This is a genomic window from Nocardiopsis sp. SBT366 (assembly GCF_001083815.1).
Classification (GTDB): Bacteria; Actinomycetota; Actinomycetes; order Streptosporangiales; family Streptosporangiaceae; genus Nocardiopsis; species Nocardiopsis prasina.
Map to the genome: position 1 here is coordinate 70,440 of NZ_LAVM01000010.1, position 22,799 is coordinate 93,238.

26 protein-coding genes, 2 tRNA genes and 1 other RNA gene are annotated in these 22,799 nt (G+C 67.6%); 10 read left to right on the forward strand and 19 right to left on the reverse strand.

Annotation, left to right across the window (positions count from 1 at the left end; all coding sequences use genetic code 11):
- Positions 1-14: 14 nt before the first annotated feature.
- The 3 genes from ADX84_RS26255 to upp all read right to left on the reverse strand — a co-directional run bounded on the left by ADX84_RS26255 (position 15) and on the right by upp (position 1,888).
- Positions 15-179, reverse strand: a complete 165-nt coding sequence (locus ADX84_RS26255) for a hypothetical protein (protein ID WP_017545737.1) — start codon at positions 177-179, stop codon at positions 15-17.
- 387 nt (positions 180-566) lie between these two features.
- Positions 567-809 carry a hypothetical protein gene (locus tag ADX84_RS04900; protein ID WP_049568168.1) on the reverse strand — a complete coding sequence of 81 codons (243 nt, stop codon included), beginning with the start codon at positions 807-809 and terminating at the stop codon, positions 567-569.
- A 425-nt stretch (positions 810-1,234) separates the two neighbouring features.
- On the reverse strand, positions 1,235-1,888 hold the full coding sequence (gene upp, locus ADX84_RS04905) for a uracil phosphoribosyltransferase (RefSeq protein WP_049568171.1): 654 nt from the start codon (positions 1,886-1,888) through the stop codon (positions 1,235-1,237).
- A gap of 324 nt (positions 1,889-2,212) precedes the next feature.
- Here upp and ADX84_RS04910 point away from each other — a divergent pair, with 324 nt between their 5' ends.
- From ADX84_RS04910 to ADX84_RS04925, 4 genes are all read left to right on the forward strand, one after another.
- Positions 2,213-2,713, forward strand: a complete 501-nt coding sequence (locus tag ADX84_RS04910; protein ID WP_049568174.1) for a tRNA adenosine deaminase-associated protein — start codon at positions 2,213-2,215, stop codon at positions 2,711-2,713.
- Positions 2,714-2,758: 45 nt separating this feature from the next.
- Positions 2,759-3,247: a tRNA adenosine deaminase-associated protein gene (locus ADX84_RS04915; RefSeq protein ID WP_049568178.1), complete on the forward strand. Its 489-nt coding sequence runs from the start codon at positions 2,759-2,761 to the stop codon at positions 3,245-3,247.
- 4 nt (positions 3,248-3,251) lie between these two features.
- Positions 3,252-3,749: a nucleoside deaminase gene (locus ADX84_RS04920; RefSeq protein ID WP_049568181.1), complete on the forward strand. Its 498-nt coding sequence runs from the start codon at positions 3,252-3,254 to the stop codon at positions 3,747-3,749.
- A 10-nt stretch (positions 3,750-3,759) separates the two neighbouring features.
- Positions 3,760-3,844 (forward strand) — tRNA-Ser (locus ADX84_RS04925).
- 148 nt (positions 3,845-3,992) lie between these two features.
- Here the strand turns inward: ADX84_RS04925 and ADX84_RS04930 are convergent.
- Genes ADX84_RS04930 through ADX84_RS04940 form a run of 3 tightly spaced genes read right to left on the reverse strand, consistent with a single transcriptional unit; the run spans position 3,993 to position 7,114 of the window.
- Positions 3,993-5,192: a site-specific integrase gene (locus ADX84_RS04930; RefSeq protein WP_082206295.1), complete on the reverse strand. Its 1,200-nt coding sequence runs from the start codon at positions 5,190-5,192 to the stop codon at positions 3,993-3,995.
- Between the two features lie 30 nt (positions 5,193-5,222).
- Positions 5,223-5,381 (reverse strand): helix-turn-helix transcriptional regulator, encoded by a 159-nt coding sequence (locus tag ADX84_RS04935; RefSeq protein ID WP_369801055.1) that lies wholly within the window; start codon positions 5,379-5,381, stop codon positions 5,223-5,225.
- A 47-nt stretch (positions 5,382-5,428) separates the two neighbouring features.
- Positions 5,429-7,114, reverse strand: coding sequence for a replication initiator (locus tag ADX84_RS04940; RefSeq protein ID WP_049568189.1), 1,686 nt, complete (start codon positions 7,112-7,114; stop codon positions 5,429-5,431).
- A 28-nt stretch (positions 7,115-7,142) separates the two neighbouring features.
- Here ADX84_RS04940 and ADX84_RS04945 point away from each other — a divergent pair, with 28 nt between their 5' ends.
- Entirely contained in the window at positions 7,143-7,370 is a 228-nt protein-coding gene (locus ADX84_RS04945) for a hypothetical protein (protein ID WP_156208025.1), read from the forward strand.
- Here the strand turns inward: ADX84_RS04945 and ADX84_RS04950 are convergent.
- The 9 genes from ADX84_RS04950 to ADX84_RS27145 all read right to left on the reverse strand — a co-directional run bounded on the left by ADX84_RS04950 (position 7,349) and on the right by ADX84_RS27145 (position 14,505).
- On the reverse strand, positions 7,349-8,761 hold the full coding sequence (locus ADX84_RS04950; protein ID WP_049568194.1) for an FtsK/SpoIIIE domain-containing protein: 1,413 nt from the start codon (positions 8,759-8,761) through the stop codon (positions 7,349-7,351). The two genes, ADX84_RS04945 and ADX84_RS04950, sit on opposite strands and share 22 nt — an antisense overlap.
- On the reverse strand, positions 8,758-9,021 hold the full coding sequence (locus ADX84_RS04955) for a hypothetical protein (protein WP_049568197.1): 264 nt from the start codon (positions 9,019-9,021) through the stop codon (positions 8,758-8,760). Before ADX84_RS04955 ends, ADX84_RS04950 begins: the two co-directional genes overlap by 4 nt.
- A gap of 96 nt (positions 9,022-9,117) precedes the next feature.
- Positions 9,118-9,522 carry a hypothetical protein gene (locus tag ADX84_RS04960; protein WP_049568201.1) on the reverse strand — a complete coding sequence of 135 codons (405 nt, stop codon included), beginning with the start codon at positions 9,520-9,522 and terminating at the stop codon, positions 9,118-9,120.
- 122 nt (positions 9,523-9,644) lie between these two features.
- A complete protein-coding gene (locus ADX84_RS04965; protein ID WP_049568204.1) occupies positions 9,645-10,421 on the reverse strand; it encodes a protein phosphatase 2C domain-containing protein in 777 nt (258 codons plus the stop codon).
- Between the two features lie 4 nt (positions 10,422-10,425).
- Positions 10,426-11,301, reverse strand: a complete 876-nt coding sequence (locus tag ADX84_RS04970; RefSeq protein ID WP_234003840.1) for a sigma-70 family RNA polymerase sigma factor — start codon at positions 11,299-11,301, stop codon at positions 10,426-10,428.
- A 98-nt stretch (positions 11,302-11,399) separates the two neighbouring features.
- Positions 11,400-11,777, reverse strand: a complete 378-nt coding sequence (locus ADX84_RS04975) for an ATP-binding protein (RefSeq protein WP_049568211.1) — start codon at positions 11,775-11,777, stop codon at positions 11,400-11,402.
- 98 nt (positions 11,778-11,875) lie between these two features.
- Positions 11,876-12,670, reverse strand: a complete 795-nt coding sequence (locus ADX84_RS04980) for a helix-turn-helix transcriptional regulator (protein ID WP_049568213.1) — start codon at positions 12,668-12,670, stop codon at positions 11,876-11,878.
- Positions 12,671-12,796: 126 nt separating this feature from the next.
- Complete coding sequence (locus ADX84_RS25935) at positions 12,797-13,801, reverse strand: hypothetical protein (RefSeq protein WP_156208026.1); 1,005 nt, start codon at positions 13,799-13,801, stop codon at positions 12,797-12,799.
- On the reverse strand, positions 13,750-14,505 hold the full coding sequence (locus ADX84_RS27145; RefSeq protein ID WP_394298925.1) for a DUF6932 family protein: 756 nt from the start codon (positions 14,503-14,505) through the stop codon (positions 13,750-13,752). Before ADX84_RS27145 ends, ADX84_RS25935 begins: the two co-directional genes overlap by 52 nt.
- A 417-nt stretch (positions 14,506-14,922) precedes the next feature.
- On the opposite strand from ADX84_RS27145, the gene ADX84_RS04985 reads away from it, so the two are divergent.
- Positions 14,923-15,435, forward strand: a complete 513-nt coding sequence (locus ADX84_RS04985) for a hypothetical protein (RefSeq protein ID WP_049568216.1) — start codon at positions 14,923-14,925, stop codon at positions 15,433-15,435.
- 27 nt (positions 15,436-15,462) lie between these two features.
- Here ADX84_RS04985 and ADX84_RS04990 read toward each other — a convergent pair whose 3' ends face one another.
- From ADX84_RS04990 to ADX84_RS05000, 3 genes are all read right to left on the reverse strand, one after another.
- Positions 15,463-16,017, reverse strand: a complete 555-nt coding sequence (locus ADX84_RS04990) for a PadR family transcriptional regulator (RefSeq protein ID WP_049568221.1) — start codon at positions 16,015-16,017, stop codon at positions 15,463-15,465.
- Positions 16,018-16,040: 23 nt separating this feature from the next.
- Positions 16,041-18,056 carry an FAD-dependent oxidoreductase gene (locus ADX84_RS04995; RefSeq protein WP_049568223.1) on the reverse strand — a complete coding sequence of 672 codons (2,016 nt, stop codon included), beginning with the start codon at positions 18,054-18,056 and terminating at the stop codon, positions 16,041-16,043.
- A 112-nt stretch (positions 18,057-18,168) separates the two neighbouring features.
- A complete protein-coding gene (locus ADX84_RS05000; protein ID WP_049568226.1) occupies positions 18,169-18,945 on the reverse strand; it encodes an SGNH/GDSL hydrolase family protein in 777 nt (258 codons plus the stop codon).
- A 218-nt stretch (positions 18,946-19,163) separates the two neighbouring features.
- Between ADX84_RS05000 and ADX84_RS05005 the strand changes: the two genes are divergently transcribed.
- On the forward strand, positions 19,164-20,903 hold the full coding sequence (locus ADX84_RS05005; RefSeq protein WP_049568229.1) for a pyruvate dehydrogenase: 1,740 nt from the start codon (positions 19,164-19,166) through the stop codon (positions 20,901-20,903).
- A 75-nt stretch (positions 20,904-20,978) separates the two neighbouring features.
- The gene (locus ADX84_RS26945; RefSeq protein ID WP_255352550.1) at positions 20,979-21,101 is read left to right on the forward strand and encodes a hypothetical protein; all 123 of its coding nucleotides are present in this window, start codon (positions 20,979-20,981) and stop codon (positions 21,099-21,101) included.
- A 61-nt stretch (positions 21,102-21,162) separates the two neighbouring features.
- On the opposite strand, the gene ADX84_RS05010 is transcribed toward ADX84_RS26945, so the two are convergent.
- Positions 21,163-21,250: transfer RNA gene (locus tag ADX84_RS05010), tRNA-Ser, on the reverse strand.
- A gap of 108 nt (positions 21,251-21,358) precedes the next feature.
- On the opposite strand from ADX84_RS05010, the gene ffs reads away from it, so the two are divergent.
- An RNA gene (gene ffs / locus ADX84_RS25285) (signal recognition particle sRNA small type) lies at positions 21,359-21,454 on the forward strand.
- A gap of 121 nt (positions 21,455-21,575) precedes the next feature.
- Positions 21,576-22,799 (forward strand): DNA polymerase III subunit gamma and tau (locus ADX84_RS05015; protein WP_049568232.1); only part of this gene is annotated, 1,224 nt, incomplete at its 3' end.

Here is a 22,799-nt window from a genome sequence, read left to right on the forward strand (position 1 = left end):
CGACCCGTCCCCGCCTACGACAGCAGCGTGTTGACGAACCGGGACATCGACTCCGCGCCGCCCACCAGGAGATCCAATCCGCTCTGGATCACGCCGGCCGCGCTTTCAGGTTGCGTGAGCAGATAAAACGCCACGAAACCAATGAGCGCGTAACCGCCCCATTTCTTCAACTTCGCCACGACTGACTCCCCTTGGAATCCACCTGACCCACCAACCCAGCAGCGATTGTCGCATCGACCATCTTGCCCGTAAAGCCTGGAGCGCACTCTCGGCGTGGCGGTATGTCGGACGTTCACCCCTTGCGGGCTGTGTCCGGTTTCGGTGGTGTTGGTAACCGGGTCACTGGAGGCCCGGAAAGAGTTTCTGTTCTGGTGCAGGTCAGGGCGGTGGAATCGGGCGCGCTGGCGTGCGCTCCCACCGGTGGAACGGGGCGGAGGGCGCGCTGCCGGGCTCCGGAGGAGGGTCACCGATCCCTGGGGGAGGGGTGACGGAGAGCCAGGTTCTTCGCCAACCGAAGAGACAGGTAGTGCAGGCCCGAAACCGTTACGGGAGCGTCGTGTGGGTGTCTAGCGCTGTTCCGCGAAGGCCAGGGCGAGTACCTGGAGGTGCTGCCGAGCGATCCGCTCCACGAGGTCCGGTGTGGCCCGCCCGGTCACGTCCTGGGCGCCGTGTCTGGCCGCGTCCACGCACCGGGAGACGGTGGAGGTGTGGTGCACGTCGGAGAACTCCGACGACAGGCGGTTGACGACGGGGCTGAAACGCGGGTCGCGGGCGGCCTTGGCGGTCGAGGGGGAGGGGTTCTCGGGCATCTCACTCCTTGGGGCTGCGGGGGCGGACAGCACGGCGCGTGTGCGGTTCGGGGCTTTGGGTAGCCACTGGAGGGTTGCCGGAGTGCCGCGCCGGAAACGGGCGGCGACGTTCGGATATCAGTGGGCTGAGCCCCTTGTGGGGTGGTTTCGGTCTGGCATGTGTACCCGGTTACGGGTAGTCAGGAACCATCATCACTCTAATCTGTTACGTTCCAATCTCGAAATGAATTCGGCTAATGCAACACCGTGTCGGTCGCCCACTGACCGAGCTGGCTCCACCTGGGGTGACGCCTCGGGGCAAGGGCGCGTGATGGGACCAATGCCCGATTTTCGGGCGTTCATTCACCCCGGCTCTAAAAGAGCCGAAAAAGCGCCCGATCGGTGATCCGATCGGGCGCTGACACCTCGCACTGCGGGGTTCTGGTTCAGGAACAGCCGTACAGACGGTCGCCCGCGTCGCCCAGCCCCGGGAGGATGAAGCCGTTCTCGTTCAGGCGCTCGTCCACGGCCGCCGTCACCACGCGCAGGGTGGCGCCGTGGTCGTCGGGCAGGGTTTCGGTCAGCTTCTGCTCCACCGCGACCAGGCCCTCGGGCGCCACCAGCAGGCAGATCGCGGTGATGTGGTCGGCGCCACGCTCCACGAGCAGCTTGAGCGCCGCCGCCAGGGTTCCGCCCGTGGCCAGCATCGGGTCCAGCACGTAGCACTGGCGCCCCGAAAGGTCCTGCGGGAGGCGGTCGGCGTACGTGGCGGGCTGGAGGGTCTCCTCGTCGCGCGCCATGCCGAGGAAGCCGACCTCGGCCGTGGGCAGCAGGCGGGTCATGCCGTCGAGCATGCCGAGCCCGGCGCGCAGGATCGGCACGACAAGGGGTGTGGGACGCGTCAGCTGGGTGCCGGTGGTCTCCACGAGCGGCGTCTCGATGGTGACCTCTGTCACGCGGACGTCCCGCGTCGCTTCGTAGGCGAGCAGGGTGACCAGCTCGTCCGTCAGCCGCCGGAAGGTCGGTGAGTCGGTCCGCACGTCGCGCAGGGTGGTCAGCTTGTGCGCGACCAAGGGGTGGTCGACGACCAGGGTTTCCAAAGCGTTCTCCGGGTGAGCTGGGATAACGGGACGGTGGATGGGGAGAGGGGCCAGCCCGAGTCTAACCGCGCGTATCACCCGAACCAGGGCTCCCTGCGGCCACCGCCGCCCCCGTCGGGCTCCCCCGGTTGCGTCGGGTGGGAAACAGGAGCGCACGGGTTCGGTCACGGGGGCGCGGGAGACCCGTCTCTCGTGAGAGCGTTAGGGCGTTCTACGGCGGACGTGGGGCTACGGCGCAGTGAGGGTGATCGTTACCATGGCACTCGCACGGGCGGGCCGGGCGCCACTCGTCCGCACCGAAACACCGTCCGGGTTGGGGTGACGATGACAGTGCTCGATCATGGTGACGACGACTCGGGTGACTTCGCGGCCGTCGCGTACAGGGAAGAGGAGTACTGGGATGTCGACCTCCTCCCCGTCGCGCTGACACACGATCTCAAGGGGCTCATCCACGCCCTGCGCCAACAACCGAGCATCAGCGGCTCCCTCGGGCTGGTGTCGGTCGGCGACGACTTCTTCATCATCGTCCGGGTGTACGGCGGTGAGGTCTCCCTCTTCCTGTCCGACGTGACCGCCTCGGTGGACTGGCAGGTCGCCCGGGACGCGCTGGACTACCTGGACATCGACCTCCCGGAGGACGACGACCTCGACCAGGTCCTGCCCGCGGGCGACCTGTCCGTTGTTGCGGATCTGGGCCTGGACGAGATGGAGCTGGGCGCCCTCGCGGGTGATCTGGACCTGTATCCGGACGAGGTGCTCGCGAGCGTGTCCGAGCGGCTGGGATTCGCCCAGGCCTTCCAGCGTGTCCTGGACGGTATGGGGTAGGGCACGCCTGGAAGACCACCAGGGTAGAGATCAGGAGGGCACGCGGTGTCGACCTTCGCAGCTGTCTTCGCGCCGAGCGGCAGGACATGGCGGGGTACTGAGGTCGAGCTCGGTGACGTGGATGCCATCGACGACATCACCGACCTCATGCTGGACCTCGCCACGGACTGGGGCAGCGAGCTGACCCTGCTGTTCGTGGACGCGGACGACGAGTGGTTCGCCGTCGTCCGACTGGACGATTCGGACCCGGACCCGAGGGTCTACCTCTCGGACGGGCGGGTGGTGCACGACCACCCGCTGGCCGGAGTGCTCTCTGAGGCCGGGGGGCTCGGCTCCTCGCAGCCCATCGAGAGCGCCGGGGCCCGTCCCGATCCCAGGCCGGACGGTGACGGGCAGCTCCTCACCGACCTCGGCGTCACCGAGGACGAACTCGCCGACCTCTCCGTGGGCGGCGGAGTGCTGCCCGGCGACGTGATCGCGATCGTCGCGGAGCGCTCGGGGTTCACCGACGTCCTCGACTCGTTGCGGCCGTGACGGAATGACCGGCCTGCCCGAACTGGACCGGGCCGCGGTCGACGAGGCGATGCTCGCTGCCCTGGCGGAGGCCGAGCGGGCCCTGGCCACCGAGGACGTTCCTGTCGGTGCCGTGGTGCTCGGCCCGGACGGTGCCGTACTCGGCCGGGGGCACAACGAACGTGAGGCCACCGGGGATCCGACCGGCCACGCCGAGGTGCTGGCGCTGCGCGCCGCCGCCGAGGCGCACGGCGAGTGGCGCCTGTCCGGGTGCACCCTGGTGGTCACCCTGGAGCCCTGCGTGATGTGCGCCGGGGCCACCGTGCTCTCCCGGGTGGACCGGCTGGTGTACGGGGCGCGCGACACGAAGGCCGGTGCGGTGGGGTCGATGTGGGACCTGGTCCGCGACCCGCGCCAGAACCACCGTCCGGAAGTGGTTCCACCCGATCTGATCAGCCGAGACGTCGCCGACCGCTGCTCGGATCTGCTGATTCGGTTTTTCGCACAGCGCCGAGTCCGGTAGAGTACCTCTCGGTGGATTCGCCTAGTGGCCGATGGCGCCCGCCTCGAAAGCGGGTAAGGGGCAACCCTTCGAGGGTTCAAATCCCTCATCCACCGCTTGAGGACCACGTTCACGCAGGTGAGCGCAGGTCCGGTGGAAGTTGCGAAGGCCGGTTGATCCGGGTCGGTGCACATACGGTGCACATGGTCGGAGAGACCGGCCTTTCGTGTTCCCAGGGTCCTTCCGGGTCACATCCGAGGCCCGTTACGCGGCGAGAGCCTTCACACGGGCGGCGTCCATCGCTTCTGCGACCTCGTCCAGGCGGTCCGGGAACAAGTGCCCGTACCGGTCCAGGGTCATCGTGGCCGTGGCGTGCCCGAGCATGGCCTGAACCACCTTGACATCGGCGCCGGCCGCGATGGCCAGTGACGCGGCCGTATGGCGGAGCTTGTGCGGGGTCAGTCCGGTCCCATCGAGTCCGGCCGCCTTCACCGCCTTGTCGAACTCCCTACGACGCCAGTTGCGCAGCCGCAGCGGGGTCCCGCGCCGAGTCGCGAAGACCAGGGAGTCATCGGGCAGCCCTTCCACCAGGGGCCGCAGTTCGGCCCGCAGGGACGGCGGGATCGGAACGGTCCGGCTCTTGCCCGTCTTGGGTGTCTGCTCCACGAGCTTGCCCTCCACCTCAGCGAACGCCGTCGTGATCCGGATCCGCCGACCGGCCAGGTCCACCCTCCCCACGCGTAGCGCGGCGGCCTCATTGAACCGCAGGCCCGTGTAGGCCAGCAGGAGGATCAACGGCCGGTTGATCAGCGCTCCAGCAGCCACCTGGTCGTAGGCGGTCCGCAAGGACGCGGAGGCGTTGGCGAGGTCTTCGACCTGGAGGTGGTTCAGGTAAACGTGTTCGGCCTCGGAGGGCCTGGGCAGCGGCACGCCCTTGGCCGGGTTGTAGGGGATGCGCCGGGGCACGCACCAGCCCAGGACCATGGACAGGATGCTGTGCACGTGCCTGGTCTGGGAGGCCCCGAGGTTGGCGCCGCCCTCTTCCCGTGGCCTCTGCATCTCCGCGATCCAGACGGCGATGTCCTCGGAGTGGATTGCCGAGAGCGGGAGGTCTCCCCAGCGGGGGAGAAGGTAGAGGTCGAGGAGACCCCGATACTTCCACCAGGTCGAGCGCTTGATGTCGGTACGGGTGACCAGCCACTTCTCAGCCATCTCACCGAACGTCGTCTTGCCGTCGTTGGGGTCCCGGTAGACGCCTTCGTGCAGACTTGCCTCTATGTCGCTTTGGCGCTTCTCCGCGTCCGGCTTCTTCTTGTAGGTGCCGCCGCTCTTGAGCTTGCCGGAAGGATCGTAGTAGCGGACCATCCACCGGGCGGGAGGGGTCCGTTTGGCTTCCTTGGCCGCCTTCACGGACTCGTTGTAGCTCCTGTCCTTGGTGCGGTCGTAGACCCATGCACGAGCCATCAGGGGTTGCCTTTCCAGGTAGGGGAGCGGTCAGCGGGAGGTGACCCACGCGTGGACCTCAGCGGGCACGTAGCGCACGTACCGGCCGACGCGGTGGGACGGGGGTCCGTCGCCCTTGTACCGCCACTCATAGAGGGTCTTGGGCGGCACTCGGAGGTAGGCGGCGGTGTCGGTGACCGACCAGAGCACTTCGTCAGTCCGGGGCCGGGGAACGGTAGAAGTGGTGCCAGCGGTCTTCATGCGGCCCTCGTCCCTGTCGTTGTCGAAACTTTGGGGGTGCGTGCGGCGTCGAGTTGGGTGCGGCGTTTGAGTGCTTCGCCCACGGCGCGGAGGAGGCGTTGTTCTCGGGGTGCCACGTCCGGATCGGTGGGGCGTGCGAGTTCCCAGGCGTAGTCACCGGAGTTGACCGAGGTCAGTACCGGCGGCCGGGGCTGTTCGTTCTCGCCCTGGCCCTCGTTGGCGGGATCGACACCGAGCGCGTCCAGGACCCAGGCCAGCCGGTCCGCCTTGTGATCGGCCAGGGTCTTGCCGGACCACTTCCGAGAGACCAGCACGCGACGGCCCGCGTAGCCCAGGTGTTCGCGTCGGTGGGCTTTGGAGCGGCAGAACCCCGGTCGCTGACCGGCTTTGGGGTCCTGGGGTTGGATGCCGTACCGGAGCCAGTTCGAGCACCGAGGCGAGCAGGGCTCGAATCGGAGGGTTTCCATGAGTCGGTCCACGTGCTGTTCCTGCCGTGCGGTTTCGGCGGCGTGGCAGTCAGCGATGTCCTTGGTCAGGTACTTGGCCAGGTAGCGCACGCACCGGGCGGCGTCCTCGGTCCCGGCCACGACCCCTTTGGCGTCCACCTGTCGGCCGAACCGCACCACGTGGAAGGGTTCCGGATCAGGTTCGGCGTCGATCTCGTCCAGCGCCTCATCCCAAGTCGGGAGCACCTCCCCCGTGATGGGGTCGAGGTAGGAGGCGGCGCCCGCATCCCACACCGGCAGGTGTTCGCCCTCGTATCGCACTGTGTCCGCAGCAGGCCACCACACCTGGTGGTAGGTCGCGGCGGCGATCTGACGTAGCTCCGAGCGCGGGAGGGTGCCGCGTGTGGCCATGTGCAGGTGCGGAGCCAGACGCCGTTGCGGTTCGACCGAGGCGAAGTACTGCACGTCGAACCCGGCGACCCGGCGCAGGTTCTGCACGAACCGGTCCACGAGCTTGGAGAAGTGCAGGGTGTCCCGGGCGGCCCGCCGGTAGTCATAGGTGGCGAAGTCGACCGGGGTGCCATCGGAGCGCACCCGACCGTAGGAGTCCAGCGTGAGCGTCAGGAACAGGGAGGGCCGGAAGACCTTCCCGGAGTCGGGGTCGGTGAAGGCCCGCCCGACGGTCTTGCGGGTCATGGGTCGCTTGGGCAGGTCGGGGGCGTCTTGGCGGCGTTTGGTGGAGCGCACCCGACGCGGACCCGACTCCGAGGATGCCGAGCGGGTGACCGATCCCCGAAGGCCGGAGGCGGTGATTTCCTCGTCCAGGTCCGCGATCGCCGCATCCAGGGCGGAGAGCTGATCGGGTTCGGCGGCCCCGGTCGCGGCGAGCCGGTCCCGTTCAGCGGTGACCATGGCGCGTTGTTCGACCCACTGCTGTTGTTGCTCGGTCGGTGGGTCGGGCTCCACGATGGGTTCGGCCGCCAGATGCCAGCCTTCTTCGCACTGGGTTCTGCGCAGGGACCTCTTTCTCTTCGCGCAGGCCGGACACCGTGATTCCAGGGTGGACCCGCAGGGGACGTCGATCACCTCGGTGGCCCCGTTCGCGATGTTCGTCCGTCGAAGGGAGACGGGCCGGATGCACACACCGTGGTCGGCGGCGACCTGTTCGGCCACCTCGCGTGCGAGGGGTTGCAAGAGCCGTTCAGCTCGGGTGGACTTACCGGTAGGAGTAGGCATCAGCGTCCCTCCACCAAGCGAGGCCGAGGTGAATGTGCAGGAGTTCCCGAAGGTCGGCACCACGAAGCGACTCATCGTGCTGGGGGTGGCGCACGCACTGATGTTCGTGGGCGGCGCGGTCATGCTGTGGAGCTTCGCGAAGGCGGGCAACCACTGGCTGTTCCTCGTATTCGCGGTTTTCGTGCAGGTGTGGTCGATCGTCGGTTTCCTCTGGCAATGGCGTGATCACCGTCGTCACCGATCCGCCGTCCCGTAGCCGCCCGCCATGGCGGTGATGTGAGTGTCCGAGACGTAGGCGGCCCGCACTCGCACCGGGGACGGTGAGGTCTCCAACCGGACGTAGGCCACCCCGGGAAGAGCGGGGTCGATCAAGTGCGCCTCAGCTCCGCGTTCCCGTGCGCCTTCTCCGAGGACCATGTCCACCTGGGATGCCTCATCGAGTCGGAGGGCGATCTTGTCGGGGAAGAGATTGCGCAGGTTCATGACCTCTTTGCGCGGGTCCTGCAACGCCGCTAGCACTGAGAACCCGACCGAGCGGCCTTGTGAGGTCAGGGTGGCGATGGCGTTCTCCGAGCGTTTCCGCACGTCCCGGTCGGGGTGGTAGGCGGTCAGAAAGGCGACCTCGTCCAGGACCACGACCACGAACGGATCAGCCGTGGTCGGAGTGTGTGAGCGCTGTTTCCCGGCGTAGCGTTCGGCGCGTTCCTGCATCTGAGTGACGGCGTGTTCGAGCAAGGCCACCGCAGATTCCCCGGTGTCCGCGTACCGGGCGAACAGGTCGCGTCCGTAGGCGAGTTCCATGCGTTTGGGGTCGATCCCCCACACCTGCGCCGACCCGTCCGCCAGGGCGGGGAGCATGGCCCGGATCGCGGACCACAGCACCGAGCCCTTGCCGGCCCCGGTCACCCCGACGATCAGGACGTGCGTGCCATGCAGGCGCAGATTCCAGGGTGTTCCGTCTTCCCGCTTGCCCACCGGAAGCCCGCCCAGGTCCGGGCACTCGGGGACGGGGAGCGCGTCCAGGGGTTCGGCGAGGGTGTCGTGTCGGGGGAACTCCAAGGTGATGTCCCGAGGCCCGTTCACGGTGACGCGGCAGGAGGGGGCGGCGAACCCGTGCGCCAACTCCACCACGCGGTGTTCGAAGTCGGTCGGTGAGGTTCCGGCGACCAGGGAGACGCGGACGTAGTCGGCCCGAGCGTTGCAGGCCACGGAGCGGATGCGGGGCAGGTAGCGGCGTTCCTGGTAGGACTCGGCCAGCCCGGAGATCACCAGCACGGGTTGCCAGTGCCTGCGGTACACGACCAGGTGCCGCCACCACGCCAGCAGCCGCCACGTGACGTAGTACCGGTACGAGGTCGGCCAGGTACGCCACCACACCAACGAGACGACAGCCAGGCCCCCGGCCAGGGCAGCGAGGCCGACCCATCCGAAGAACCACCAGGACGCGGCCACGAAGGTGGACGAGGTGACCATGACGGGGAAGCGGAACGGCAACGACACCACCAGGCGCACGAAGCGGTAGATCCAGGAGCCCAGGACGACGATGCCGGGGGTTTCCACGATCGGTGTCGTCCACCGCACCCCTTGAGCCGGGGTCGGCAGGGTCGGGGAGGACTGAGTGGCCCCCACCTTGGGTTGGCGCATCATCGCTCCCCACCGCCGTTCATAGCCTCGGAGGCGGCGATCTCGGCCCAGAGCAGATCGGAGTCAGCGCGAGCGCAGGCGGCGAAGCGAGCGGCGTCCGGGTTGCCATCCCGCTCAGCGATGGCGGCGAAGATCCGGGACTTGAAGTCGAAGAACTCCGCCCGCTCAGCCTTGGTCACCCGGGGCTTGTCGTACTCGGCCAGGAACACCCGCACCAGCTCAGGGCCGGTCAGAGCGGACAGGTCTTCGGGAATCTGGTACATACTGGGGGCACCTCTTCTGAGATTTAGCGGTCCAGCAGGGGGTTAAAGGGGCGGCCACGGTGTTCCAGCACCAGGCCGCCCCGTCGTGTGTTCAGGTCAGGCCGCTTCCTTGGCCGGAGCACGACGACCACCAGCAGCGCCGGGAGCCTTCACGCCCCGAGCTCGCAGGGAATACGCCACTCGGGGGCGGCGGCCGGAGTCGTCGACGTAGGGCATGACCGCCATCGCTTCGAACTCCACGGGGCGAAACGGCAGGCCCGGAACCTCGTCCGGCAGGGTGGGGCACACCTGCGCGGCGACCTTGACCTTGACCGACTTGGCCTTGCCCCGTGCTTCGGGGTCGGCGTCGATCACGTCCACCGCCCACAGCGGTAGCCCGGTGTCCTTGTCCATCTGCGGCTTCTTGGTCTCGAAGTCGGTGATCGCTTCCACCCCGAGCGCGAACGCACCAGCGGGGAAGACCGTGTCGAACGCGACCGGCAACGCACCCTGAATAGCCATTTCATGAGCCTTCCATCTTGTCGACCCCCCTAGACGCTCGGCGGCGAGCGCCACCGACAACGATTGTCTAGGGGCCTACGCAAGAAAGTAGCAACCCGCCCCAGGATTGTCTAGGGGGGTACTCAGGCGGGGGTCCAAGTGATGACAGTGGCATCATCATGGCTCTTCGCCCGCTGGTAGCGCTGGCCCTGGGCGTCCCGGTGCTCTTGGTCGCGCACGTGGTCGATGAGGGCGCCCGGACCGTCCTGAGAGGCCATGCGGTAGCAGTCTTGCCAGGTCTGGGAGCCGAAGACCTCGACACCGCGCGTGGCCCCGTCGGTCATGGCGGCGAACCCGGTCACGTCCGACAGGGGCAGGGACCCGGTCAGTGCCTCATCAGCGGCACGGGCGTCCACACCGGCTGTCCAGAACCCGCCCGGGGTGTTGCGCAGTGGGCGCACGGAGCGTTTGGCCCCGGAGCGCTCGCGTCCCAGCTCGGTTTTCAGGTCGTCTAGGCGGGTGTCAGCGATGGTCGAGACCGTGCCGTTGGCGTGGCGGATCAGCAGGACCGAGTCCGAGAGCACGAGGTAGTCCAACTGTTCCCCGGTCAGGCGGACCAGGATGACGGTTGCCGAGGGAAATTCCTGGTTGGTGCGATCGCAGGCGGGTCCGTGGAGTTCGGCCATGGTGGTGATGGCTTGGGCCAGCACTGTTCTCAGCGAGTTGGTTCCCAGGAGCCCGGCGAGCAGCAGACCGGCCAGGCGGCGTGTGTGCCAGGCGACCCCGTGAGCGCATCCGATCTCGACCCCTGTTGGCGCACTGGCCCCGTCCAGGAGCACCGCCCCGTTGGTGGTCAGGGCGGCGACGTCCTCGTTTGCCTGGTCGGGGTCGCCGGGGTCGGTGGCAAGGAGGAATGGCATGGCTCTACTGCTGCTCGTCCTGGTCGTGGCGGTAGACGGGGGTGATCAGTTCGGCGCTTTGCGGAAGACCCGTGTCGGGGTCGTGGGTGCTGCGCACCAGGACGGAGAAGCGTTCGGAGCCGACCTGTCCCCATAGGGAGGCCACTTCACCGTTGAGGAAGTGCGCCACTCCGCGTGAGCCCTGGGGGTGGATTCCTCCGATGGCCAGGAAGGTGCCCTTGCCGTCCGGTCGGGGCAGGCGGCCGAGGTAGGCCACGTCCGTGGGCTGTTGGGGGTCCATCTCCTGTCCGGACCGGTAGCTCTGGCCGGTGCGGGTGTCGGTGAGCAACCACAACGCCGTTTGTGGCTGCTCCCACCGGATGACGGGGTCAGTGTCATAGGCGGTGCGCATGGCTTCGGACATGGCAGGCCCGCACACCACCACCAGGTTGGGCCGGTTCAGATCCACGCGGCCGTCGACGGTGACGTGGTCGGGGACAGCTTGCATGTCGAAGGAGCGCACCAGCTCTTCGAGGGCTTGTCCGGTGGCCATGTCGTCCAGCGACAGCACGGGGCGGTCCTTGGTCTGGTCGTGCCGGAGCGGGGTGGCCACGGTCACCGTTCCCACGCCGAGGAATGCGGCTTCGGGGGCCGGTCCGGTGTGGCGGATCTGGTGGATGCGCCCGCGGCTCAGACCGGCCTTCTCCGCGATCTGGGCATAGGACATCCCTTGCGCGTGCAGGTCCTGGATCAGCCGACGACGCAGACGGGATAGCTCGGTCACTTCCTGCTGTGCTTCGGCCAGGCGCTCGGTCGCAGCACGCAGCACCGCAAATGGGTCGTCCATCTCGGCTATGCGGTCGAACTGGCCCGGCATCCATGCCCCCTCGGTCGTACGCACCGAGTCTAGGACCCTAGACAGCACAGGCGAAATCTCCACCCCGGTCTCAGCGTCCACGACCACGAAACGTGCGCGACGGCGGGGCATACGGGGACCGCTCACAGCTTGGCGAAGGTGGCCAGGTCCGCCCACACGCAGGTGCCCACGGGCTCAGGGGACACGCCCCACTGTTTGGCCAGAGCGTTGACGAGCACCAGGCCCCGACCGTGCTCGGTCCAGGTCTCAGGGTCGGTGGTCTGGCCGTTCCAGTCGGAGTTGCTGCCGTAGTCGACCACTGCGATACGGACTCGGTCGCCGTGGTCGTTGACGCGGACCACGAACATGCCACCGTCGCTGGAACTGCGGGAGTGGCGCAGGGCGTTGGTGGCCAGTTCGCTGGCGACGAGGACGGCGTCCTCGGCTGTGGGGTGGTCTTGCAGTAAGGCGCGCACGAAGGCTCGGACTCGGGCGATCTCATCGACTTGACCAGGGAACATTCGGGCCCAGTTACGCACAACACCACCGCCGTCTAGAGGGCTATACACCTGTCTTGTGACGGCAGGCTACGGCAGAACACCCTATCTATTCAATGAATTCACTGAATAAAACGTGTGAGGTCAGCGGCCACACACTCAATCACCCTCCGGAACTCGTCCCCGGTCACGGCCACAGCGGCTAGGGCGTCGAAGGCGTCGCGGTAGGCGGTGACGTGCTCGGAGCCGGTCAGGGTCATCGTTGCGGTGAAGGTCTCGACCAGCACCCCGGCCTCATCGCAGACGGTGAACCCGTGCGGAGGCATCACCGGCAGCCCCACGCCCCAGGGGATGACCGCGAGGGACACATTCGGCCGCTGGGCGAGCGTTAGGAGGTGTTCGAGTTGGGCGGTCATGAACTCACCCGACCCGGGCCAGGTCCGCAAGGCCGACTCAGTCACCACGAACTCAAAGCTCTTGCCAGCGTTGTCCAGAGCCTTGCCCCAGTCCGGACCCGAGCCGGAGTCGCCACAGGCCGCCGTGGTGTACTCCCGGGTTCGCAAGGGAGCGGGGATCGTCGCTGACTGAAACCCGCGCACCTGCGACGCAGCCGTGACCAGCTTGCGCGCAGCGTCAGGCACCAGCGAGACCCCGGAATCCACTCGCCTGTTGTCTGAGGCAAGCGCATACGCCTCCCGCGCCATGGAGGTCAGCCGCTCAGCTTCGTCAGCGGAGAACGGCAGAGCCGCGATCAGCTTCTCCACGGACTGCACGCTGGCAACGCGCTGACCGTTCTCTACTCGCGACACCGTCGGCTGAGTGACACCAGCACGCGAAGCCAAAGCGGACCCCGAACAACGATCGCTCTTGCGTGCGTGGCGCAGCGTGCCACCCAGCTCCTTCAGTTGGTCATTCATACCGAAGGTCTACCGCACATCAGCCACTGCCGAAATGGGCTGTATGGGATCAAGGCGACGGCGCGAGCGCCGTCGCGGCGGCCTCTGGCCGCTGCTCGGGCTGCGGGCTGACGCCCGGTCCCGAGCCTAAAAAAGATCCTGGTCTTGATCTTCTGACAATCCTATAAGCAAGTATCGCTTTTGAGTATTGCGGCTTGCTCGTGATTCTGAAATGGTAACCTGCATTTCTGCTATTACCTGCTTTTCAAACCAATGGCGGAGCAAGGGAACGAGATCCTCTCGAACCTTGCCCGAGGTGATAGTGCCTTCCCTTGAAACGAGTTCAAAGGAGTTTCTGGCGCTGCTGATTCCCTTGAGTTCTCCCCTCATGGATATGGTTTCTTCGGCTATGTTGACGCTTTCCAGAATGCTAAGTGCCTGTTTTGCCTTAGTGTATTTCAAAGAGGCGTCTCGCTCGCCGTGTTCTGGTGTGCTCAAGCGAAAATCGACATCGATATTGGGCTCCGCAAGAGACTTGAGGAAATCCCTTAGATGGTTGTAAGATCTCTTTCCGAGAGGGTAGATATTTTCGATAATATCTTCATCGTTTTCTTCACGACCAGCTGCTTCTATTAGAGATATGAGACGCTGCATTGAGTCAACTGCTAGAGAGCTGACCAAGTGGTCGTTTGGAAACAGTGTGCTGTCGTCCTGGGGTGACAGTATGTTCAATACTACGGACCCGGGGGCGGTTGCATTGAGGGAGAGGGAAGTTCGGTCCCTGATTGCAGATGGTATGGAGCTGAATTGAGTCTTTTCTCCAGAAAGAGCTTGGCCAATCGATGAGACAGTCTCTTGTAGCTGTTTGATGATCGGCGCGAGGGAATCAAGTTTGATCTCGTTTCCCATGATCCCAGGGCCAGCCATTTTTATGCTCAATGAAGGCCGGTATGAAGACTCGATCTTGCTTTCGACGGACCTTAGTTCTCGCTTCAGTGATTGCGATGAAAGTCGAACGCTTGGAGATGTCTCTGAGCTTCTAGCCTCAATCATTTGGATAAGCTGTTCTCGCTCGTCTCGAAGATCTTCAATCCAGGTCATCATTTCACCTCCAAGAATCCTCTTTGAGTGTTCGATCTTGTTCGCGACCACTTCCTTCGCCAAAATTCACGATCAGTCAAGTATAGCGAGTGCCGGGGATCGTTTCTCGGAAACACGGGGACCATTTTGCAATCTATGTGGCTAAAATTTTCTCCATTTTTGCCTTGTTTGTCTCTCCCTTCGCATAGATGGGAAATCAGGGTTCTCTTCCATGGAGGAAGTCGGTCGAAGGCGATGCCGTCAATGAATGTCGCTACATCGATGTCTGCTGGGTTTATTGAATTAGTGGCAAAGCTGCCTCCGATCCATTGGTAGAGGACTGGGCCGATGGATTTCAATGCGCTTCTGTGTTGGCGCCATTCCTCATAGATGGCATGTCTATTCTGGCTTGATGTGCCATCGACAAAAAATCTCTTTACCTGTCGAGGAGAAACAACATGACAGCCGGGTGGAAGGATGCCATCCTCCGTTAGGTGCAAGGTGCCTCGCGTACCCGCGACCTGCAACGACCCTCCTCGTTGTTTCTCTCTAATGATGTCAAGATCTACGTCTCTACAGCATAGTGCTGAGTAGCCTGGACAGGAAGATTGACTTGAAGAGCTGATGTCAGCTGCTCCCTGGTGATCCCAGCGCAGCTTCGTGGTACTCCATGCCAACAGTCCAGTAGGTTTCTGTGTAGTCAAGGTAACTGCTCCGGTTGACCAGCACCGGTAGTACCAGGGGGCTCGCGCCCCCGTGGACCCCGCGAGGCCCACGCGGAACCTGGCGCGACTCAGGACGTGCGGGAGTGCGGGCCGACCGCGCCAGAACCCACGCGGGACCAGGACCGTGGTTGCCGAGTACTGGGTCTGGGGGAGTGGTGGCGGGCGTAGCCGGGAACGCGTGCCTCACCTGGGAATCGGCACGGGTGGGGAGCGTCCTCCCAGTGCACATTCAGTGCACACCGCTACGAGAAGAGGCCGGTAACCGTGGGAAGACGTCAGAACGTCCGCCCAGGTCACCGGCCATCTTCATAGTTTCACCGCAGGTGGGTGCGGCCCCCGGATACTCCAACCCTTCGAGGGTTCAAATCCCTCATCCACCGCCACCAGCCGCCCCCGGCACAGCCGGGGGCGGCTTTTCGTGCGCCCGGGGCCGCCTGTCCAGCGCCTTCCCAGGACGGAGCAGATCACATGAGCCGCCTGCTCGACCGGAACAGCACTCTCGTCCACCCCGACTACGGTGTCTTCCAGATCTTCGACGGCGAGGACTTCGACGACACCGCGTCCGTTCCCGGGCACGACGACTTCAGCTTCGGCGATCGCTCCGTCTACTTCCACAGCTTCCAGAACAGCGTCCGGGTTCGGTTGCTGCTGGAGTCCTGGGAGGGCGAACCGGGCTGGGACGATCATGCCTGGGAGGGTTCGGCCACGGCCGTCGTCGAGATCGCCACCGGAGTGGTGTGCGTGAACGAACTCACCGCGGGCGGGCAGGACGATCTGCTCACGCTTCCGCGACCGGGCCGCTACGGGGTCCGGGTTGCTCATCGCAACCGCCGTGTGGTCAGTGACGCCTACCTCGCGCTCTTCGACCAGTTCCGGGATCTCGACGGTGTCGGGTTCTCCGAGGCCAAACGTGCCCTGGAGGGCCGGGAGGAGTACCTCGCGCAGTTCTGGCCCGCCTCGCGGGTCGGCGGCTCCTCCTGAGGTGAACGGCTCCCGACCCGGCACGCATCAGGGTCCGGGCGGCGGGTCGGGATCGGCCAGGTCGGCGATGGCCCCGTCCAGCCAGTTCACCCAGAAGAGTTCCAGGTCGATGCCGCCCTGGAGAACCAGGCCCTGGACCCGGTCCCGCTCGGTCCCGTGCCCGCGCGCGGAGTCGCGCCGCTGGAACTCCCGGTACTCCGCCAGACGGGCGGCGTGCAGTTCGCGGTGGCGGCGCAGCTCCTCGACCAGCGCGTCGCCCACCTCCACGACCCCCGCCGCGCGCAGGCGCAGCATCAGGGGGTCGCGCAGGGCGCGCGGCTCCTCCCGCTCACCGACCCAGCGCTCCAACTCGTCGCGACCCGGGGCCAGCACCTCGTACTCCTTGCGCTGGCCCCGGGTGGGCGAGTCCGTCGGCAGCGCCCGGATGAACCCCGCCTTCTCCAGCTTGCCCAGCTCCCGGTAGATCTGCTGGTGGGTGGCGGACCAGAAGTACCCGATGGAGCGGTCGAAGCGCCGGGTGAGTTCCAGTCCCGAGGAGGGCTTCTCCAGCAGGGCGGTCAGGATCGCGTGGGGGAGGGACATGAGCGCATTCTAGGTAGGGGCCCCTACAGGGCGGCGGCCAGTTCGGTGCCCTGCTTGATGGCTCGCTTGGCGTCCAGCTCGGCGGCCACGTCGGCGCCACCGATCAGGTGCACGGAGCGTCCGGCGGCGGTGAGTTCGTCGGCCAGGTCCCGGCGGGGGTCCTGCCCCGCGCACAGCACCACGGTGTCCACGGCGAGCACGCGCTCCTCACCGTCCACGGTCAGGTGCAGGCCCTCGTCGTCGATCCGGCGGTAGTCGGCGCCCGCGACCATCTCCACGCCCCGGTGGCGCAGCTCCAGGCGGTGGATCCAGCCGGTGGTCTTGCCCAGGCCCTTGCCGACCTTGGAGGCCTTGCGCTGGAGCAGGTGGACGGTGCGGGGCGGCGCGGTCCGCTGGGGGGCGCCCAGGCCTCCGCGCTCCCGGTACTCGGTGTCCACACCCCACTGGCGGAAGAACGTCTCGGGGTCCTGGCTGGCCTCCTCCCCGCCGTCGGTGAGGAACTCGGCCACGTCGAAGCCGATGCCGCCCGCGCCGATGATCGCGACCCTCGCTCCGACCTCGGCCCCGCCGCGCAGCACGTCCACGTAGCTCACCACGCTGGGGTGGTCCGCACCCGGGATGGCGGGGGTGCGCGGGGTGACTCCGGTGGCGAGCACCACCTCGTCGTAGCCGTCGAGGTCGGCGGCGGTCACGGTGGTGTCCAGGCGCACCTCCACGCCGTGCTTGGCCAGCTGGACGCGGAAGTAGCGGAGGGTCTCGTCGAACTCCTCCTTGCCGGGCACGCGGCGGGCCATGTTGAGCTGGCCGCCGATCTCCGAGGCGGAGTCGAAGAGGGTGACGGTGTGGCCGACCTCGGCGGCGGAGACGGAGAAGGCGAGTCCGGCGGGCCCGGCGCCGACCACGGCCACGTTCCTGCGGGTCCTGGTGGGGGACAGGACCAGCTCGGTCTCGTGGCAGGCGCGCGGGTTGACCAGGCACGAGGTGATCTTGAGGCTGAACGTGTGGTCCAGGCAGGCCTGGTTGCAGCCGATGCAGGTGTTGATCTCCTCCGCGCGGCCCGCCTCGGCCTTGGCGACGAAGGCGGCGTCGGCGAGCATCGGGCGGGCCAGGGAGACCATGTCGGCCTGTCCCTCCGCGATGATCCGCTCGGCGACCTCGGGGGTGTTGATGCGGTTGACCGCCACCACGGGGACGGTCAGCTCCTTCCTGAGGCGCTGCGTGATCCAGGTGTAGGCGCCGCGCGGCACGGAGGTGGCGATGGTGGGCACCCGGGCCTCGTGCCAGCCGATGCCGGTGTTGATGATGTCGGCGCCCGCGGTCTCGATCCGCCTGCCGAGCTCGACGACCTCGTCGTAGGTGGAGCCGTCGGGGACGAGGTCGAGCATGGACAGCCGGTAGACGAGGACGAACTCGTCGCCCACGCGCTCACGGACGCGGCGGACGATCTCCAGAGGGAGGCGGACGCGGTTGTCGAAGGAGCCGCCCCAGCGGTCCTCGCGCCTGTTGGTGGCGGGCGCGATGAACTGGTTGATGAGGTAGCCCTCGGAACCCATGACCTCGACGCCGTCGTACCCGGCGCGCTGGGCGAGCTCGGCGCAGCGGGCGAAGTCCTCGATGGTGCGCTCGATCTCGTCCTCGGTGAGGGCGTGCGGCACGAAGGGGCTGATGGGGGCTTGGAGGGCGCTGGCGGAAACGGACTCCTCGCTGAAGGCGTAGCGGCCGGTGTGCAGGATCTGCATGGCGATCCGGCCGCCCTCGCGGTGCACGGCCTCGGTGATGAGGCGGTGCTGGGCGACCTCGTCGTCGTTGGTGAGCTTGGCGCTGCCGGTGAAGGTGGCGCCCTCGGGGTTGGGGGCGATGCCGCCGGTGACGATGAGGCCGACGCCGCCTCGGGCGCGTTCGGCGTAGAAGGCGGCCATCCTCTCGAATCCGTGGGGGGCCTCCTCCAGACCGACGTGCATGGAGCCCATGATCACGCGGTTCCTGAGGGTGGTGAAGCCCAGGTCCAGGGGTTCCAGCAGGTGGGGGTACTCGCTCATGACCTCTCCTCGCGGGGTGCCTCCGGGCCGGTGTCCTGCCGACCCGACTTCATTATGCAACAAGTTGCACAATGAGTCGTGAGGCGCCCCGGGGCCGTCCCGGAAAGGGGTCTCAGACCTCCACGGGCAGCGGTACCGGACGCTTGGCGGTGCGGCCGTCCCCGGAGGAGCGGCCGCGCAGACGGCGCACCACCCAGGGGCCGAGGAAGGCCCCCAGCCACCGCACCTCCGACGCGGCGGAGCGGAACACGCCGGAGACGGGGCCCTCCGGAAGCGGGTCGGCCCAGGTCTGGTCGCTTCCCGGGATGCCGAGCGCGTGCGCCACCGCCCCGGCGATCCTCCGGTGCCCCTCTGGTGAGCAGTGCAGCCGGTCGACCCCCCACAGGCGGCGGTCCGCGGCCACCTCGTGGGCGGCGGTGTCGGCCACCGCGACACCGTGCCGCTCGGCCGCCTCCCGGACCCGTTCGTTGAAGTCGAGCACGCGCGGCACCAGCGGCCGGGCCAGCGGGGCGATGCGCGCGATGTCGGGGAAGGTCAGCGTGGCCACCCGCGCGCCGACCCCGGTGAGCTCGGCGAACATCGTCTCCAGGTGCCCCACCACCTCGTCCGGGTCGTACCTCGGCCGGATGAGGTCGTTGACCCCGGCGAAGACCGTCGCCACGTCCGGGCGCAGCTCCAGGGCGTCCTTGAGCTGTTCCTCGTGGACCTGCCGGGCCAGGCGGCCGCGCACCGCCAGGTTGGCGTAGTCCACCCGCGCGCCGGTCGTCGCCAGGTGCTCCGCGAACCGGTCCGCCCACCCCCGGTACCCGGACTCCTCGTCGCCGTCCCCGATCCCCTCGGTCTGGCTGTCCCCGAGGGCGACGTACCGCAGATTCCCGTCCAACCTCATGTCCCGCACCTTTCCTGGGTGTCAGCGAACAATACTCAAGAAAACGACTATTCACCTTGTTCACCACCCAGGTTCGGATCAACCCCTCGAACCGGTCCTGATTCGGCATGGCCGCGACCACGAGCGTGGCGTTGCGGCACTTACGGCCGGGGCGCTCCTAGCGTGGTCCGGGGGTGACACGTCCGGCCCCTGGTCGCGCCGTCCCGGGAGGGTCCGTCTTGAGCAGGAACACCGTCGCCGAACAGCTCGTCCGAACACTGGTCTCGGTGGGGGTGACCCGCATCTACGGGGTCGTGGGCGACAGCCTCAACCCGGTGGTGGACGCGGTCCACACCACCGACGGCATCGAGTGGGTGCACGTCCGCAACGAGGAGGCCGCCGCCTTCGCGGCCGCGGCCCAGGCCCAGATCGACGGGAAGCTCGCCGTGTGCGCCGGGTCCTGCGGCCCCGGCAACACCCACCTCGTGCAGGGGCTCTACGACGCCCAGCGCAGCGGAGCCCCCGTGCTCGCGCTGGCCTCCCACATCCCGTCGCACCAGATCGGCACCGGCTTCTTCCAGGAGACCCACCCCGAGCGGCTCTTCAGCGACGTCACCGAGTTCCGCGAACTGGTCTCCCACCCCGACCAGATGCCCCGCCTGGCGCGGATCGCCGTCCAGCACGCACTGGGCACCCCCGGCGTGGCCGTCCTCGTCCTGCCCGGTGACGTCGCCGGGCAGAAGGCCACCGGTCCCGCCGACACCAGCCCCGTCACCGCCGGGCGGGCCACCCCCTGGCCGAGTGAGGACGACGTGCGGGAGCTGGCCCGTCGGATCAACGAGGCGGACACCGTCGCCCTGTTCTGCGGTGCCGGAGTGCGCGACGCCCACGGGGAGGTCATGGCCCTCGCCGAACGGGTCAAGTCCCCGGTGGGCCACACCCTGCGCGGCAAGGAGTGGATCCAGTACGACAACCCGTACGACGTCGGCATGATCGGCCTCCTCGGATACGGGGCCTGCTACGACGCCCTCCAGGAAGCCGACCTCACGGTGCTGCTCGGCTGTGACTTCCCCTACGACGACTTCCTGCCCAAGGACAACGTGGTCCAGGTGGACCACGATCCGCGCCGGCTCGGCCGCCGGGTCCCGCTCAGGCTCGGGGTGCAGGGGGACGTCGCCGCGACCCTGCGAGCCCTGCGCCCCTCGGTCCGGCCGAAGGAGGACGACACCTTCCTGCGGGACGTCCTGCGCCGTCACGAACGCGCCCTGACCAAGGTCGTGGACGCCTACACGAAGAACATCGAGCACCACACCCCGATCCACCCCGAGTACGTGGCGAGCGTCCTCGACGCCCTGGCGCCGGACGACACCGTCTTCACCGTCGACACCGGCATGAACAATGTGTGGGCGGCCCGCTACCTCACCCCGAACGGCCGCCGCCGGGTGATCGGGTCCTTCACCCACGGCACCATGGCCAACGCCCTGCCGCACGCCATCGGCGCCGCCTACGCCGCGCCGGACCGCAAGGTCGTCTCGCTGTCCGGGGACGGCGGCCTGAGCATGCTCCTCGGCGAGCTCATCACCGTGCAGCAGCACGACCTGCCGATCACGACGGTGGTGTTCAACAACTCCTCACTCGGCATGGTGCGGCTGGAGATGATGGTGGACGGGATGCCCGCCTTCGAGACCGACCACGCGCCGGTCGACTACGCGAGGATCGCCGAGGCCATGGGCATGCGGGCGATCCGGGTGGAGGACCCCCGGGAGGTCCACGACGCCCTGCGCGACGCCCTGGCCGCCCACGCGCCCGTGCTGGTGGACGTGGTCACCGACCCCAACGCGCTGTCGATGCCCTCCCGGATCACCGCCGACCAGGTCACCGGCTTCGCCCTGTCGGCGGGCCGCACGGTCCTGCGGGGCGGCGTGGGTTCGATGATCGACCTCGCCCGTTCCAACCTGCGCAACATCCCCCGGCCGTAGCCGGACCGTCCGCGGGTCGGCTTGTCGACATGTCCCCGAGCCGGCCGGGCCGTGCCGTTCGACGGGTTCGACCCGATGGACGCGATCGCGCCGCTCGAGGTCCTGTACGCGGGCGGGACCGTGAACGGTGGCGCGCTCACGGTGGAACGGGCCCGCGCCGCCTGCCCGTCCCGGACCGTTGCCCAGCGCGTGCACTGAGCCGGGGACGTGGAAACGACGAAGGCCCCGACCGGTCTCCCGGTCGGGGCCTTCGCTCCTGTGGCGGAGGATAGGGGATTCGAACCCCTGAGAGGTTGCCCTCAACACGCTTTCCAAGCGTGCGCCCTAGGCCACTAGGCGAATCCTCCGTGGGCAACTCTACAGGCTTCGCGGCAGTGCTTCGAACGGGTTCCTAACCCTCCGGGGAGGTGGGCCGGCGCGGGTTGCGAGGGTCCCCGGTTCGGATACACTCGGGGGCAGACCCCTCGTGCGGCGTCACCCTATGAACCTCCCCAGGGCCGGAAGGCAGCAAGGATAAGTGGGCTCTGGCGGGTGCGCGGGGGGTCCTTTCTTGTTTCCGGGGGTACCTCGCCCCGGCGCCGCCCCCTTCCCGGTTTCCCCGACCAGGTGCGAGTTGTCACCGCCAGCGGGTTGAATGGGACCGAGGCAGGGACACAGGGGAGTGATCACACCGTGAGCATCGCGCTGTACCGCAAGTACCGTCCAGCGACGTTCGGTGAGGTGCGCGGTCAGGAACACGTGACCGACCCTCTGCGCCAGGCGTTGCGCAGCGGACGCATCAACCACGCCTACCTGTTCAGCGGCCCGCGCGGCTGCGGCAAGACCACCAGCGCGCGCATCCTCGCCCGCTCCCTCAACTGCGAGCAGGGCCCCACCCCCGACCCGTGCGGCACCTGCGACTCCTGTGTGGCGCTCGCCCCCGACGGCGGCGGCAGCATCGACGTGATCGAGATCGACGCCGCCTCCCACGGTGGTGTCGACGACGCGCGTGACCTGCGTGAACGTGCCTTCTTCTCGCCGGTGAACTCGCGGTACAAGATCTACATCATCGACGAGGCGCACATGGTGACCCGCGAGGGTTTCAACGCGCTCCTCAAGCTGGTGGAGGAACCCCCGCCGCACCTGAAGTTCGTGTTCGCCACGACCGAACCCGAGAAGGTCATCGGCACGATCCGCTCGCGGACCCACCACTACCCCTTCCGGCTCATCCCGCCGAGCACCCTCAGGGAGCTCATGGAGGACCTCCTCAAGCAGGAGGAGGTCTCCTACGACCCGTCCGCGCTGCCCCTGGTCGTGCGCGCGGGCGCAGGTTCGGCCCGTGACACCCTCTCGGTCCTGGACCAGCTCATCGCCGGTTCGGACGAGGGCGGCATCACCCGTGAGGGCGCCGTCTCCCTGCTCGGCTACACCGACTCCAGCCTGCTCGGCGAGATGGTCGACGCCCTGGGCGCCCGCGACGGGGCCGCCGCGTTCGGCCTGGTGGACCGGGTGGTGGAGGGCGGGCACGACCCGCGCCGCTTCACCACGGACCTGCTGGAGCGCTTCCGCGACCTCGTGGTCCTGGCCGCGGTCCCGGACGCCCTGGACAAGGGCCTGGTGAACGTCTCCCCGGAGTCCGTGGAGCAGATGAAGGACCAGGCCGCCCGGCTGGGACCGGCCACGCTGTCCCGGGCCGCCGAGATCCTCAACCAGGGGCTGACCGAGATGCGCGGCGCGACCGCGCCCAGGCTGCTGCTGGAGCTCATGTGCTCGCGCATCCTGCTGCCCGCCACCGACGGCGACCAGGGCACGGCGCTGCTGGCCCGGCTGGAGCAGATGGAGCGCCGGATGGCCTCCGGTGCGCTGGCCCCGGCGGCCCCCGCTCCCGTGGCGCCCACCCCGGCACCGGCTCCGCCT

What these genes read in the sequence shown, in the direction of transcription:
- ADX84_RS04990 (WP_049568221.1), bottom strand. Translation starts at nt 16,017, where the DNA reads ATGTCCCTCCCCCACGCGATCCTGACCGCCCTGCTGGAGAAGCCCTCC.
- ADX84_RS26945 (WP_255352550.1), top strand. Translation starts at nt 20,979, where the DNA reads ATGGACGCGATCGCGCCGCTCGAGGTCCTGTACGCGGGCGGGACCGTG.
- ADX84_RS04980 (WP_049568213.1), bottom strand. Translation starts at nt 12,670, where the DNA reads ATGAATGACCAACTGAAGGAGCTGGGTGGCACGCTGCGCCACGCACGC.
- ADX84_RS04985 (WP_049568216.1), top strand. Translation starts at nt 14,923, where the DNA reads ATGAGCCGCCTGCTCGACCGGAACAGCACTCTCGTCCACCCCGACTAC.
- ADX84_RS04965 (WP_049568204.1), bottom strand. Translation starts at nt 10,421, where the DNA reads ATGCCATTCCTCCTTGCCACCGACCCCGGCGACCCCGACCAGGCAAAC.
- ADX84_RS04910 (WP_049568174.1), top strand. Translation starts at nt 2,213, where the DNA reads ATGACAGTGCTCGATCATGGTGACGACGACTCGGGTGACTTCGCGGCC.
- ADX84_RS05000 (WP_049568226.1), bottom strand. Translation starts at nt 18,945, where the DNA reads ATGAGGTTGGACGGGAATCTGCGGTACGTCGCCCTCGGGGACAGCCAG.
- ADX84_RS04995 (WP_049568223.1), bottom strand. Translation starts at nt 18,056, where the DNA reads ATGAGCGAGTACCCCCACCTGCTGGAACCCCTGGACCTGGGCTTCACC.
- ADX84_RS04955 (WP_049568197.1), bottom strand. Translation starts at nt 9,021, where the DNA reads ATGTACCAGATTCCCGAAGACCTGTCCGCTCTGACCGGCCCTGAGCTG.
- ADX84_RS04920 (WP_049568181.1), top strand. Translation starts at nt 3,252, where the DNA reads ATGACCGGCCTGCCCGAACTGGACCGGGCCGCGGTCGACGAGGCGATG.
- ADX84_RS04900 (WP_049568168.1), bottom strand. Translation starts at nt 809, where the DNA reads ATGCCCGAGAACCCCTCCCCCTCGACCGCCAAGGCCGCCCGCGACCCG.
- ADX84_RS04975 (WP_049568211.1), bottom strand. Translation starts at nt 11,777, where the DNA reads ATGTTCCCTGGTCAAGTCGATGAGATCGCCCGAGTCCGAGCCTTCGTG.
- ADX84_RS04940 (WP_049568189.1), bottom strand. Translation starts at nt 7,114, where the DNA reads ATGCCTACTCCTACCGGTAAGTCCACCCGAGCTGAACGGCTCTTGCAA.
- ADX84_RS04930 (WP_082206295.1), bottom strand. Translation starts at nt 5,192, where the DNA reads ATGGCTCGTGCATGGGTCTACGACCGCACCAAGGACAGGAGCTACAAC.
- ADX84_RS04960 (WP_049568201.1), bottom strand. Translation starts at nt 9,522, where the DNA reads ATGGCTATTCAGGGTGCGTTGCCGGTCGCGTTCGACACGGTCTTCCCC.
- ADX84_RS04950 (WP_049568194.1), bottom strand. Translation starts at nt 8,761, where the DNA reads ATGATGCGCCAACCCAAGGTGGGGGCCACTCAGTCCTCCCCGACCCTG.